This is a genomic window from Streptomyces sp. NBC_01451 (genome assembly GCF_036227485.1).
Taxonomy (GTDB): domain Bacteria; phylum Actinomycetota; class Actinomycetes; order Streptomycetales; family Streptomycetaceae; genus Streptomyces.
Map to the genome: position 1 here is coordinate 8,759,944 of NZ_CP109479.1, position 12,585 is coordinate 8,772,528.

The 12,585-nt window shown below is 70.6% G+C and carries 9 protein-coding genes; 8 read left to right on the forward strand and 1 reads right to left on the reverse strand.

Going from position 1 to position 12,585, the window contains the following annotated elements:
- Positions 1-16: 16 nt before the first annotated feature.
- From OG595_RS38590 to OG595_RS38615, 6 genes are all read left to right on the forward strand, one after another.
- Positions 17-1,012 carry an NAD-dependent epimerase/dehydratase family protein gene (locus OG595_RS38590; RefSeq protein ID WP_329280423.1) on the forward strand — a complete coding sequence of 332 codons (996 nt, stop codon included), beginning with the start codon at positions 17-19 and terminating at the stop codon, positions 1,010-1,012.
- A complete protein-coding gene (locus OG595_RS38595) occupies positions 1,009-2,148 on the forward strand; it encodes a DegT/DnrJ/EryC1/StrS family aminotransferase (protein ID WP_329280425.1) in 1,140 nt (379 codons plus the stop codon). Before OG595_RS38590 ends, OG595_RS38595 begins: the two co-directional genes overlap by 4 nt.
- Positions 2,145-2,849 carry an acetyltransferase gene (locus tag OG595_RS38600; RefSeq protein ID WP_329280427.1) on the forward strand — a complete coding sequence of 235 codons (705 nt, stop codon included), beginning with the start codon at positions 2,145-2,147 and terminating at the stop codon, positions 2,847-2,849. Before OG595_RS38595 ends, OG595_RS38600 begins: the two co-directional genes overlap by 4 nt.
- Positions 2,846-3,964 carry a DegT/DnrJ/EryC1/StrS family aminotransferase gene (locus OG595_RS38605; protein WP_329280429.1) on the forward strand — a complete coding sequence of 373 codons (1,119 nt, stop codon included), beginning with the start codon at positions 2,846-2,848 and terminating at the stop codon, positions 3,962-3,964. Before OG595_RS38600 ends, OG595_RS38605 begins: the two co-directional genes overlap by 4 nt.
- Before the next feature lie 233 nt (positions 3,965-4,197).
- Positions 4,198-7,638 (forward strand): DUF4082 domain-containing protein, encoded by a 3,441-nt coding sequence (locus OG595_RS38610; protein WP_329280431.1) that lies wholly within the window; start codon positions 4,198-4,200, stop codon positions 7,636-7,638.
- A 75-nt stretch (positions 7,639-7,713) separates the two neighbouring features.
- The gene (locus OG595_RS38615) at positions 7,714-8,760 is read left to right on the forward strand and encodes a glycosyltransferase family 2 protein (RefSeq protein WP_329280433.1); all 1,047 of its coding nucleotides are present in this window, start codon (positions 7,714-7,716) and stop codon (positions 8,758-8,760) included.
- 41 nt (positions 8,761-8,801) lie between these two features.
- Here the strand turns inward: OG595_RS38615 and OG595_RS38620 are convergent, their stop codons facing one another.
- Positions 8,802-9,473, reverse strand: a complete 672-nt coding sequence (locus tag OG595_RS38620; RefSeq protein WP_329280435.1) for a hypothetical protein — start codon at positions 9,471-9,473, stop codon at positions 8,802-8,804.
- Between the two features lie 125 nt (positions 9,474-9,598).
- On the opposite strand from OG595_RS38620, the gene OG595_RS38625 reads away from it, so the two are divergent.
- Together OG595_RS38625 and OG595_RS38630 are read left to right on the forward strand one after the other, a co-directional pair.
- The gene (locus tag OG595_RS38625) at positions 9,599-11,644 is read left to right on the forward strand and encodes an O-antigen ligase family protein (protein WP_329280437.1); all 2,046 of its coding nucleotides are present in this window, start codon (positions 9,599-9,601) and stop codon (positions 11,642-11,644) included.
- On the forward strand, positions 11,641-12,540 hold the full coding sequence (locus OG595_RS38630) for a glycosyltransferase family 2 protein (RefSeq protein ID WP_329280439.1): 900 nt from the start codon (positions 11,641-11,643) through the stop codon (positions 12,538-12,540). The genes OG595_RS38625 and OG595_RS38630 overlap by 4 nt, the downstream gene beginning before the upstream one ends.
- The last annotated feature ends 45 nt before the right edge of the window (positions 12,541-12,585 follow it).

Below are 12,585 nucleotides of genomic sequence, written 5' to 3' on the forward strand. Positions count from 1 at the left end.
TGAGAAGGCAGGGCAGTTGAGCAGCGTACGAGGCAAGAAGATCCTGGTCACCGGGGGAGCGGGCACCATCGGCTCCAATCTCGTCGACCTCCTGGCCGAAGGCGGCGCCCGCGAGATCGTGGTGCTGGACAACTTCGTGCGCGGGCGGCGGGCCAACCTCGCCAAGGCCATGCCCAGCGGCGTCGTGGAGGTCGTCGAGGGCGACATCCGGGACGCGGCCACCGTACGGAAGGTCACCGAGGGCGCCGACCTGGTGTTCCACCTCGCCGCGATCCGCATCACCCAGTGCGCGCAGGAACCCCGGCTGGCCAACGAGGTCATGGTCGACGGCACCTTCAACGTCCTGGAGGCCGCGGCCGACGCCGGGGTGGGCAAGGTGATCGCCTCGTCGTCGGCGTCCGTCTACGGCATGGCCGAGACCTTCCCGACGACCGAGCGCCACCACGCGTACAACAACGACACGTTCTACGGCGCGGCGAAGGCCTTCAACGAGGGCATGCTGCGCAGCTTCCACGCCATGTACGGGCTGGACTACGTGGCGCTGCGCTACTTCAACGTCTACGGCCCCCGGATGGACATCCACGGCCTGTACACCGAGGTGCTCATCCGCTGGATGGAGCGCATCGAGGCGGGCGAGCCGCCGCTGATCCTCGGCGACGGCACGCAGACCATGGACTTCGTCGACGTCCGGGACATCGCCAGAGCCAATGTGCTGGCCGCCGAGTCGGATGTGACGGACGAGGTGTTCAACGTCGCCAGCGGCACGGAGACCTCGCTGCGCGAACTCGCCGACGGCCTGCTGGAGGCCATGGGCGCCTCCGGCCTGGAGCCGGAGCACGGGCCCGCCCGCGCGGTGAACGGCGTGGTCCGGCGGCTCGCGGACACCACCCGGGCCGCCGAGCGGCTCGGCTTCACGGCCCGGATCGACATGCGCACGGGGCTCAAGGACCTGGTGGAGTGGTGGCGTGCCGAGCGCGCCGCCGACGCCGCCGCTGCGGAGGCCGCCAAGTGAGCACTGACCGCATCCCGGTGATGATCCCCTGGCTCGGTGAGGAGGAGGCCAAGGCCGCCTCCGACGCCGTGCTGTCGGGGTGGGTCGCCCAGGGACCCAGGGTCGCCGCCTTCGAGAAGGCCTTCGCCGAGCGGGTGGGCGCCGAGCACGGCATCGCCGTCAGTTCCTGCACCACCGCCCTGCACCTGGCGCTCGTCGCGCTCGGCCTCGGCCCCGGTGACGAGGTCGTGGTGCCGTCGCTGTCGTTCATCGCCACCGCCAACGCCGTGCGCTACGTGGGTGCCGAGCCCGTGTTCGCCGACGTCGACCCCGCCACCGGCAACCTGACCACGGCCACCGTGGACGCGGTCCGCACCCCCCGCACCAAGGCCGTCCTCGCCGTCCACCAGGGCGGCGTACCGGCCGACGTGCACAGCCTGCGCGCCGCCTGCGCCGACTGGGACCTGCCCCTCGTCGAGGACGCGGCCTGCGCCATCGGCTCGACCGTCGGCGGCAAGCCCGTCGGACAGGGCGCGCTGATCGCCGCCTGGTCCTTCCACCCCCGCAAGCTCGTCACCACCGGCGAGGGCGGCATGATCACCACCGACGACGCCGAGTGGGCGGTACGCCTGCGCCGACTGCGCGAGCACGGCATGAACGCCTCGGCGGCCGAACGCCATTCGAGCAGCAGGCCCGTCCTGGAGAGCTACCTCGAAGTCGGCTACAACTACCGGATGACGGACGTCCAGGCCGCGATCGGCCTGGTCCAGCTCGGCAAACTCGACGCGATGATCGCCCGCCGCCGCGAACTGGCGTCCCGCTACGACGCGTTGCTGCGGGACGTGCCCGGACTCACCCCCGTACGCGACCCCGAGCACGGGCAGAGCAACTTCCAGTCCTACTGGGTGCTGCTGGCCGAGGACTTCCCCGTCGGCCGCGACGACCTGCTCGGCGCGCTCGCCGAGGCCGGCGTCTCCGCCCGGCGCGGGATCATGGCCTCGCACCTCGAACCCGCCTACGAGGGGCACCCGGCCGCGCCGCTGCCGGTCACCGAGCGGATCAGCCGCGACTCGCTCATCCTGCCGCTGTTCCACACGCTGACCGAGGCGCAGCAGGACCGCGTCGTGGCGGCACTGCGCGAACAGGCCCGTGGATGAGCGGACTTCTGATCATCGGCGCGGGCGGCTTCGCCCGGGAGACCGCACAGGCCGTACGGGACGCGGGTGACGTCGACCTGCTCGGGCACCTCGACGACAACTCCGCCCTGCACGGCACCGAGGTGGACGGCGTGCCCGTGCTCGGCGGCTGCGACCTGGTCCACGACCTGCCCGGGACGCGGGTCGTGATCTGTGTGGGCAATCCCCGGGACTACGCGGCCCGCGCCCGCCTGGTCCGCAGGCTCGGCCTGCCGGCGGACCGCTACGCCACCGTGATCCACCCGACGGCCTCGGTGTCGGCGACCTCGGAGGTCGGTCCGGGCTCGGTGCTGCTCGCGCACTGTGTCCTGACCGCCGCCGTGCGGGTGGGCGCGCATGTCGCGGTGATGCCGCAGGTCGTCCTCACCCATGACGACGTGGTCGAGGACTTCGCCACGATCGCCTCCGGTGTCCGCCTGGGCGGGGGAGCGCGGCTGGAGCGGGGCGCCTATGTGGGCTCCGGAGCCCTGGTCCGGGAGGGCACGGTGGTCGGCGCCTGGTCGCTGGTCGGGATGGGCAGCGCCGTGCTCGGTGATGTGCCGCCGGGCGAGGTCTGGGTGGGGAGCCCGGCCCGGCGACTGCGCGCGGCGGCGGCGCCCGCGCTGGACGAACTCGCGACACGGACAACAGCACGAACAACAGTGGGGGGACCGCTGAGATGAACCAGATTCCGCTTGTGGACCTGAAAGCGGCCCATGAGGAGGTCGCCGACGAGGTACGGGCCGGATTCGAACGGATCCTGGCCAACACCGCGTTCATCGGCGGCGACGAGGTGGGAGCCTTCGAGCGCGAGTACGCCGGCTTCGGCGGCGTCGCGCACTGCGTGGGCGTCGCCAACGGCACCGACGCCGTCGAACTCGCCCTGCGCGCGAGCGGGGTCGGGCCCGGCGACGAGGTCGTCATACCCGCCAACACCTTCATCGCCACCGCCGGAGCGGTCGCCCGGATCGGCGCCAGGCCCGTCCTGGCCGACTGCCTGCCCGACACCTACCTCCTCGACCCGCAGGCCGCGCTGGACGCCGTCGGCCCGGCCACCCGCGCGGTCGTGCCGGTGCACCTGTACGGGCAGATGGCGGAGGTGACCGCGCTGGCCGGTCAGGTGCCCGACCGGGTACGGGTCGTCGAGGACGCCGCCCAGTGCCAGGGCGCCACCCGCGAGGGACGCTCACCCGGCAGCGGCGGGATCGCGGCGACCAGTTTCTACCCGGGCAAGAACCTGGGCGCCTACGGCGACGCCGGCGCGGTCCTCACCGACGACGAGGAACTCGCGGGCCTGGTACGCGCGATAGCGAACCACGGCGGCGTCGCCAAGTACCGCCACGACGTCCCCGGGTTCAACAGCCGTCTGGACGGGCTGCAGGCCGTCGTCCTGCGGGCCAAGCTGTCCCGGCTGGCGGACGGCAACGCGGCCCGGCGGGCCGCCGCTGCCCGCTACGACCTACTGCTCGCCGACCTGGCGTCCACCGGGCGGGTCGTGCTCCCCACGACGGACGCCGGCAACGTCCACGTATGGCACCTGTACGTCGTCCAGGTCGACGGCACCGACCGGGACGACATCGTCGGCAAACTCAACGCGGAAGGCATCGGCGCGGGGGTGCACTACCCCGCGCCCGTCCACCTCACCGAGGCATTCCGGCATCTCGGCCACGCCCGCGGCGACTTCCCCCACGCCGAGAAGGCGGCGGACCGCATCGTGTCGCTGCCGCTCTTCCCCCAGATAAGCCCCGACCAGCAGCAACGCGTCGTGGACACGCTCACCAAGGCGCTCCAGAGCTGATCGGTCCCCTGTTTCACGCTCCACGCCGACAATTCAGGGTCGGCCCAGCACAGCACCGCTGAGAGGTACACATGAACAGATGGGGCAGACGGATCCGGGGCGGGCGCCTCGCCGTCGTAGCAGCATTGATATGGGCGGTGCTCCCGCAGGCCCTGCCCGCACAGGCGGCATCCGATCCGTGCGGAACCGCTTCGAACGCGATCGTCTGCGAGAACTCCAAGACGGGCAGCCCTATGTCCGACTGGTACTCGCCCAACGCCTACGGTGGCATCAAGGGCTTCTCCACCAAGGAGAGCGTCCAGGCCGGTGACACCGTCCAGTTCAAGATCCAGTCACCGGTCTCGTACCACGTCGAGATCTACCGCCTCGGCTGGTACGGCGGCGACGGGGCACGTCTGATGTCGACCGCGGCCCAGGCAGCGGTGACCTACTCGGCCAACTACACGAGCAATCCCGCCAGTTGCACCACCAAGAGCAGCACGGGACTCGTCGACTGCGGCAACTGGCCCGTGACCGCGTCCTGGGCGGTGCCCAGCGACGCCGTGTCCGGCCTGTACATCGCGAACCTGACGCAGACGGACGGCGACGGCCTGATGCCGTACCCGTTCGTCGTCCGCAAGGACTCCAGCACCTCCGACATCGTCGTACAGACCAGTGACCAGACCTGGCAGGCCTACAACGACTACGGCGGCCAGGACTTCTACGGCGGCGCGGGCCCCGCGCCGGACGGCCGCGCCTACGAGGTCAGCTACAACCGGCCGCTGGACATCGGCGGCGACAACGGCATCTACGGCTCCGAGTTCATGATGCTGTCCTGGCTGGAGCGCAACGGCTACGACGTCAGCTATCTGTCGGGCGTGGACGTGTCGACCAACGGCGCCACCCTGTTGCCGAGGCACAAGGTGTACCTGTCCTCCGGCCACGACGAGTACTGGACGCAGAGTCAGTACTCCAACGTGCTGGCGGCCAGGAAGGCAGGCGTCCGGCAGGCCTTCTTCAGCGGCAACGAGGTCTTCTGGAAGACCCGGCTCGCCGCGAGCAACGACGGCACGAGCACGGCGAACCGGACCCTGGTCTGCTACAAGATGACCAAGATGACGCAGGGCAACGGCATCGCCGACCCCAGCGGCACCTGGACCGGCACCTGGATGGACCCGACCAGCACTTCCTACGGCCAGACCTACCAGCCGCCGAACATCCTCACCGGTTCCATGTTCACGGTGAACGGCTACCGCGCCGACTCGATCACGGTCCCCGGCTCGTACGGCAAGAACCGGATCTGGCGCAACACCTCCATCGCGAACCTCACGTCGAGCCAGACGGCCACCTTCCCGGCCGGCACCCTCGGCTACGAGTGGGACAGCGACATCGTCAACAGCACCAGGCCCGCCGGAGCGATCCATCTGTCGTCCACGACAGTTGACATCGACGACGGCAAGTACCGCCTCGACTGGGGCAACATGTACGGCAACGGCACCGCGACGCACAATCTCGTCGAGTTCCGCGACCAGGACTCCGGAGCCCTGGTGTTCGGAGCGGGCACCGTCCAGTGGTCGTGGGGCCTGACCAACCTCCCCACGTACGACCCCGAGGACGTCGTGGTCACCGAGGACGCCCGCATGCAGCAGGCGACCGTGAACGTCCTCGCCGACATGGGCGTCCAGCCGCTGACCCTGCAGAGCAACCTCGCCAGTGCCACCGCCTCCACCGACACCACCGGCCCGGCCGTCACCGTGACGAGCCCGGCCTCCGGCGTCACCGTCCCGGCACTGAAGCCGGTCACGATCAGTGGCACCGCCGCCGACTCCGGCGGGGGCGTGGTGGCCCGCGTCGAGGTGTCCACCGACGGTGGAACGACCTGGAACGCCGCCACCGGACTGACGTCCTGGACGTACAGCTGGACGCCGACAGCCCCGGGCAGCGCGTCCATCAAGGTCCGCGCGGTCGACGACAGCGTCAACATCGGCGCCGTCACCACCATCCCGGTGACCGTCGGCCCCCAGGCGTGCCCCTGCACCGTCTGGCCCGCCACCGCGGTGCCCGGCACCCTCAACGCGGGCGACAACGGCCCGCTGGAGCTCGGCGTCAAGATCCGCACCACGGTGGCCGGTTCGATCACCGGCGTCCGCTTCTACAAGTCGCCGGCCAACACGGGCACCCACACCGGCAGTCTGTGGAGCGCCTCCGGCACCCGCCTGGCCACCGGCACCTTCACCAACGAGACGGCCTCCGGCTGGCAGCAGCTGAACTTCGCCACCCCGGTCACCGTCAAGGCCAACACCACCTACGTCGCCTCGTACTTCGCCCCCAACGGCGGATACTCCTACGACGGCGGCTACTTCTCCTCCGGCGCGGCCGGCCTGGCCCCGCTCACGGCACTCCAGTCGGGCACCGACGGCGGCAACGGCGTCTACCGCTACAGCTCGACCAGCGCCTTCCCGTCCTCGGCGTCCTCGGGCAGCAACTACTGGGTGGACGTGGTGCTCGACACCTCGACGGCCAGTACGACCCCGCCCGTCGTCACCTCGACCTCACCGACGTCGGGAGCGACCGGCGCGTCGATCACGGCACCGGTGTCGGCCGTCTTCGACCACGCCATCGACGCCGACACCCTGGCGTTCACCCTGAAGGACCCGAACGGCAACACCGTGCCAGGCACCAAGACGCTCCCCGCGTCGAACCAGGCGACGTTCACCCCGTCGACGGAACTGGAACTGCACACCACGTACACCGCGTCCGTCCAGGCCGAGGACCTGTGGGGCAACGCCATGTCGGCCCCGGTGACGTGGTCGTTCACCACCAGTTCCACCCCGCCCGCGGTCACCTGCCCCTGCACGCTGTGGAACTCCAGCACCGTGCCGGCCAGGACCGCCGTCACCGACGACCCCAACTCCCTCGAACTGGGCACCAGGTTCCAGTCCTCGGCGAGCGGCTGGGTCACCGGCGTCACCTTCTACAAGGGCGCCACCAACACCGGCACCCACACGGGCAGCCTCTGGTCCGCCGACGGCACGCTCCTCGCCACCGGCACCTTCACCACCGAGTCCGCCTCCGGCTGGCAGACGATGACGTTCGCGACCCCGGTGGCGATCAGCGCCGACACCGCGTACGTCGTCTCCTACCACGCGCCGAACGGCAACTACGCGGTGGACGGCGGCTACTTCGCGTCGGCCCACAAGTCCTACCCGCTGACCGCCACCGCCGACATCAGCACGGCCCACAACGGGCTGTACCGGTACGGCAGTGACGTGGCCTTCCCCACCGGTTCCTATGGTTCCGCGAACTACTGGGTGGGGCCGGTCTTCACCGCCGACGACCCGTCCGCGTCGTTGACGTCGGGCACATCCTCGGAGGTGGGCACCTCCGCGCTGGCGCGCACCGCCGACGCGGCCAACCCGCTGGTCACCTCGCTGCCCAGCACGGCCAAGCTGTCCACGGTGAAGGCGACGGTGACCGTCCTGCCGGGCGCGAAGGCCGCTGCCGCCGGGAAGCTCAAGGTCAAGGCCGTCCTCTCCTACAACCGGGCCACCCACAAGGTGTCCGTCCACCTGTCCACCCCGCTGCCGGACGGCACGCGGTTCAAGATCACGGTCACGGCCCGGGACAAGCAGCACCACACGGTGACGTCCCGCGTCTGGACCCTCACCAGCAAGACCGTCCACAAGAAGAACTGACCGATCACAACCCACCGTCGGTGGCCTCCCGCACAACCGCGGTAGGCCACCGACGGGGATTGGCTTTCCCAACAGATGAGTACCGTCAGCGTTGTCATCCCCTGCTACAAGTACGGCCATTTCCTCGCCGACTGCGTGAGCAGCGTCCTGGACGAGCAGGACGGCGTTGACGTCCGGGTACTCATCATCGACGACGCCTCTCCCGACGACTCGGCGGAGATCGCGCTCAAGCTGGCCGCCGCCGACTCACGCATCGAGGTCCGCGTCCACGAAACCAACAAGGGACACATCGCCACCTACAACGAGGGCCTCCTGGAGTGGGCCGACGGCGACTACGTCGCACTGCTGTCCGCCGACGACCGGCTGGTCCCCGGCGCACTGGTACGCGCCGCCGCCCTGCTGGACGCTCACCCGGAAGCGGGGTTCGCCTACGGCCGCCCGCTGCGCTTCCAGCACGGCGGCCCGCTGCCCAAGGCCCGTACACAGAGCACCGGTTCGGTCGTCTACCCCGGGCACTGGTGGCTGGAGCGCCGGTTCCGCGAAGGCACCGGCTGCATCACCTCGCCCGAGGTCGTCGTCCGCACCAGCCTGCAGCGCGAGGTGGGCGGCTACGACCCCGAACTTCCGCACGCCGGCGACATCGAGATGTGGATGCGGCTCGCCGCCCGCGCCGACGTCGGCTACGTACGCGGCGCCGACCAGGCCTTCTACCGCGTCCACGGCAACAACATGTCCACCACCGACTTCGGCGGCCAGCTCGACGACCTGCGCCAACGCCTCGTCGCCTTCGACTCCGTCCTCGCCAAATGCGCCGACCACCTCCCGCAGGCCGAGCAACTGGCCGAAACGGTGCACACCCGGCTCGCCCGCTATGCCCTGCGGCGCGCGTACCGCGCCTACGACCGGGGGCGCACCGACGTCGTCCCGGTCGACGACCTCGTCGCCTTCGCCGCGGAGTGCCGTCCCGGGTTCACCTCCCTGCCCGAATACCAGGCGCTGCACAGACGGCAGCGCGTCGGTGCCGGGCTGATGCCGTATCTCCAGCCGCTGGTGTGGTCGGCCGTGGTCGACCGCGGACGGGAATGGCTGTGGTGGCAGTCCTGGAAGCGCCGCGGCATCTGATGCGCGAACGCTCAGCGCGGGACGCGCTGACGGCGCCCGGCTCAGTTGGCCACGGGTGCCGTCACCGCGTAGCGGCGTGGGTCCGGGGAACCGCCCTTCCTGCTCCTGCGGCGCAGCGCGTACTGGTCGAACCACAGCGCGCTCAGGAGCGCGGCGGTCGCGCCCAGCAGTGCCGTACCGGCCACCGCGCGGCTCTTGGTGCCCAGCACCCGGGCGGCGCTCGGGGCCACCAGGACGGAGGCGTTGATCCGCGCCGCCGCCGTGATTCCCTGCGCCTTCTGGACGTCCGCCACATGCCCGGAGTAGATCTCGATGATCCGGCGGACCGCGGTGTCGGCCTCGACCGGGTCGGCGGCCCGCGCCTGGATCTGCAACGAGGGGATCAGATAGGCGGGCGTCGCGCTGGTGCCGCTGTTGCGCGGGATCAGCTGGTACTTCCCCCGAACACCCGCGGATCTGAGCTCCCGCCGCCCGGCGGGCGATTCGAGCTGCTGGATGACCCCGTACGAAAGGGTGGCGAGCGGCGGTTGCAGATTTGTCAGCTGGTTCGGCTGGTTCCCCGTCACGGGCGGCTTCAGGACGACCACCGCCGAGCTCAGATACTGCGGAGCGGGCCGGATCACCGGGTAGGCGCCGACAGCTGTCAGCAGGAGCGCGAGCACAAGCACGTACCAGCGGCGGAGCAGCGCTTCGGCGACGTCACGGGGCGACACGGGGATTCCTTCCGTCGGCACCGATCCTCGCAGGCGCGGGGGCGGATCGCCACCAGATCACGAGGCCTATGCTGTCCCGGAGCCCGGACGTCCGGTATCGCAGCACCGGGCCGGGGGGAGTTCTCATGAGCCTTGGCGACATCTGGGCGATCATGTGCAGGCGTTGGTACTTCATGGTGCCCCTCACCCTGCTCAGTCTCTTCGCGGGCGGCTACCTGTACCGGACCATCCCGGTGTCCTACGAGTCGCAGAGTTCCGTCACGCTGCTCGACTCCACCGCGGTCGCCGATCTGGCGCCGACCTTCGGCAACCCCATATCGAACGCGGGCGGTTCGCTGGTCGTCACGGCCGACGTGCTGATCAGGACCCTCCAGTCGAGCGACTCGGCCAAGGAACTGCACTCCCGCGGTGTCACCGACCGCTACACGGCCGGTTTCGCGCCGGAGGCCGACAGCCCGCTGCTCACCCTGAGCGTCACCGGCACCGACCGGGCGAAGGTGCTGCGGGAGACCACCACCCTCACCAGGTTCGCCGCGGAGCAGCTGAAGGCCCTGCAGGCCGCCTCCAAGGTGCCGGCGAAGTACTCCGTGCAGGCCACGCCGGTCGTGCTGCCGCAGACACCGGTCTCCCAGTCGAAGGCCCGGTACCAGAACATCGCGTCCGTCCTCATCGTCGGGATCGTCAGCGCGTTCCTGCTGTCCATCCTGGCCGAGGGTGTCGCGGTGGTCCGCCGCCGGGGACGCGCCACGGCCGGATACCTGCCCCGGCGCCATCGCGCCCAGCCTCCCGAGCGGGAGCCCAGGGGCCTCCTGGTGCGGCGGCTGGACGCCACGACGATCCTCACCGGCTATCTGGTGCTCGCCTTCTTCGTCCCGTCGAACCTGACCCTGCCCGCGCTGGGCGGCGTCGGCACCCCGGCCAACGTCTTCGCCCTGCTGGGGCTTCTCTGGTACCTCGCGACCTGGCTCGGCGGCCGTATCCGTCCCGCCGAGGGCACCAGGCTCCCGCGCGTGGCGATGTGCCTGCTCGCCGTGGCGGTGCTGCTGTCCTACCTCGCGGACGCGAGCCGCGACAGCTCGCACGAGGAGGTCCTCGGAGCGGACCGCGGCCTCATCGGGCTCGGCGTGTGGGTGGCGCTGGTGGTGCTGACCTCGGCCGGCATCCAGGAGCGCGGCCGACTGGAGACCCTGATGCGCCGGCTCGTCGTCCTGGGCACGGTGGTGGCCCTGATCGGCTACTACGACTTCTTCGCGGCGACCAACATCGCCGACTCCATCCACATCCCCGGCCTCCAGTCGAGCACCGCCGGGATCAGCGCCATGGACCGCGGGTCGTTCACCCGGCCGCGCTCCACCACGGCCCATCCGCTGGAGTTCGGCGGGATGCTCGCCATCCTCGTTCCCTTCGCCGTCCACCAGGCGTTCGATCCGGTACGCCGTCATGCCGGCGCGATGCGCCGCTGGGCCCCGGTGGCGATCATGGCCGGTGCGCTTCCGCTCACGGTGTCCAGGACGTCCATCATCGGCGCCGCCATCGTGATCATGGTGATGGTGCCCCGCTGGAAGCCGCAGCGCCGTTGGGCCGCGATCGGGATCATCCTGGGTTCGGTGGCCGGCTTCAAGGTGATCATCCCCGGGCTGATCGGAACCATCACCAACCTGTTCGCCACCTTCTTCGCCGGCTCCGACAGCAGCACCCAGGCGCGCACCGTGAAATACAGCGCGATCGTCCCCTACCTCAACGAACACCCCTGGTTCGGAAGGGGATTCGGCACCTTCACCCCCGACCTGTACTTCTTCACCGACAACCAGTACATGCTGACCCTGGCCGAGATGGGGGTCGTCGGGCTCGTCGCCCTGCTCGCCCTGTTCGTCACCGGGATACACACCGGCGGTGCCGTCCGCCGGCTCGCCCGCACCGACTCGGACCGCGAACTCGGGCAGGCGTTCCTCGCCTCGGCCCTGGTCGCCCTGGTCATCAGCGCCACCTTCGACGCGCTCAGCTTCCCGATGTACGCCGGGATGTTCTTCCTGACCCTGGGCGCCGGCGGCAGCTACCTCGGCTTCATCCGCCGCGAGGCGGCCGAGGCCGCGGCAGCGGACACCCCGACGGTCCCCGCCCCTCGCAAGGCGTCCGAAGCCCAGCTCCCCCAACTCGCGGAGTCCCGATGAGCACCGTCGCCGTCATCGTCGTCACCTGGAACAGCGCCTCGGTGCTTCCCGGGTTCCTGGACGCGCTTCCCGACGGCATGACCGGCCTCGACTGGCGGCTCGTCGTCGCCGACAACGACTCCGCCGACGACACCGTCGAGGTGCTCCGGACGCTGGCCCCCGACGCCACCGTCGTCCAGACCGGCCGCAACGCGGGGTACGCGGCCGGGGTCAACGCGGCACTGGGCGCGGCCGGTGAGTACGGGACCGTCCTCATCTGCAACCCCGACATCCGGATGCGGGAGGGCTGCGCCAAACGCCTCGTCGACAGTCTCGGTGAGGGTGTCGGCATCGCCGTACCCCTTCTCTACGAAGAGGGCAGTGACACGCCCCACCGCTCACTGCGCCGCGAGTCGAGTGTGGCCCGGGCGTTCGGCGAGGCCCTCATCGGCAACACCAGGGCGGGACGCTTCCCGCGCCTGAGCGAGCTCGTCACCGACCCGGCCGCGTACCGGGGGCCCACGCGCGCGGACTGGGCGACCGGCGCGCTCATGGCCGTCTCGGGTGACTGCCTGGCCGTCTGCGGGCAGTGGGACGAGTCCTTCTTCCTCTACTCGGAGGAGACCGAGTACTGCCTGCGGGCGCGGGACCGGGGATACGCCACCCAGCTGGAGCCCACGGCCGAGGCGGTCCACCTGGGAGGCGACTCCCAGGTGTCGCCCCGGCTGTGGACCCTCCTCACACTCAACCGCGTCCGCCTGTACCGCAAGCGTCACGGCCCCCTCGCCACGGCCGCCTTCCGTACCGCCGTCCTCCTCCGGGAGACCTCCCGTGCCGCACTGGGCCGCCCGGCCGCCCGCGCGGCGGCAGCCGCGCTGGCCAGACCGGGCGCCCTGCGCAGAACACCTGGCCCGTAACAGCGAGCGCCCACAGGGGCGCACCGAAGGGGCGTGAGGAACTGC

What these genes read in the sequence shown, in the direction of transcription:
- OG595_RS38600 (WP_329280427.1), top strand. Translation starts at nt 2,145, where the DNA reads ATGAGCGGACTTCTGATCATCGGCGCGGGCGGCTTCGCCCGGGAGACC.
- OG595_RS38605 (WP_329280429.1), top strand. Translation starts at nt 2,846, where the DNA reads ATGAACCAGATTCCGCTTGTGGACCTGAAAGCGGCCCATGAGGAGGTC.
- OG595_RS38610 (WP_329280431.1), top strand. Translation starts at nt 4,198, where the DNA reads ATGTCCGACTGGTACTCGCCCAACGCCTACGGTGGCATCAAGGGCTTC.
- OG595_RS38615 (WP_329280433.1), top strand. Translation starts at nt 7,714, where the DNA reads ATGAGTACCGTCAGCGTTGTCATCCCCTGCTACAAGTACGGCCATTTC.
- OG595_RS38625 (WP_329280437.1), top strand. Translation starts at nt 9,599, where the DNA reads ATGAGCCTTGGCGACATCTGGGCGATCATGTGCAGGCGTTGGTACTTC.
- OG595_RS38630 (WP_329280439.1), top strand. Translation starts at nt 11,641, where the DNA reads ATGAGCACCGTCGCCGTCATCGTCGTCACCTGGAACAGCGCCTCGGTG.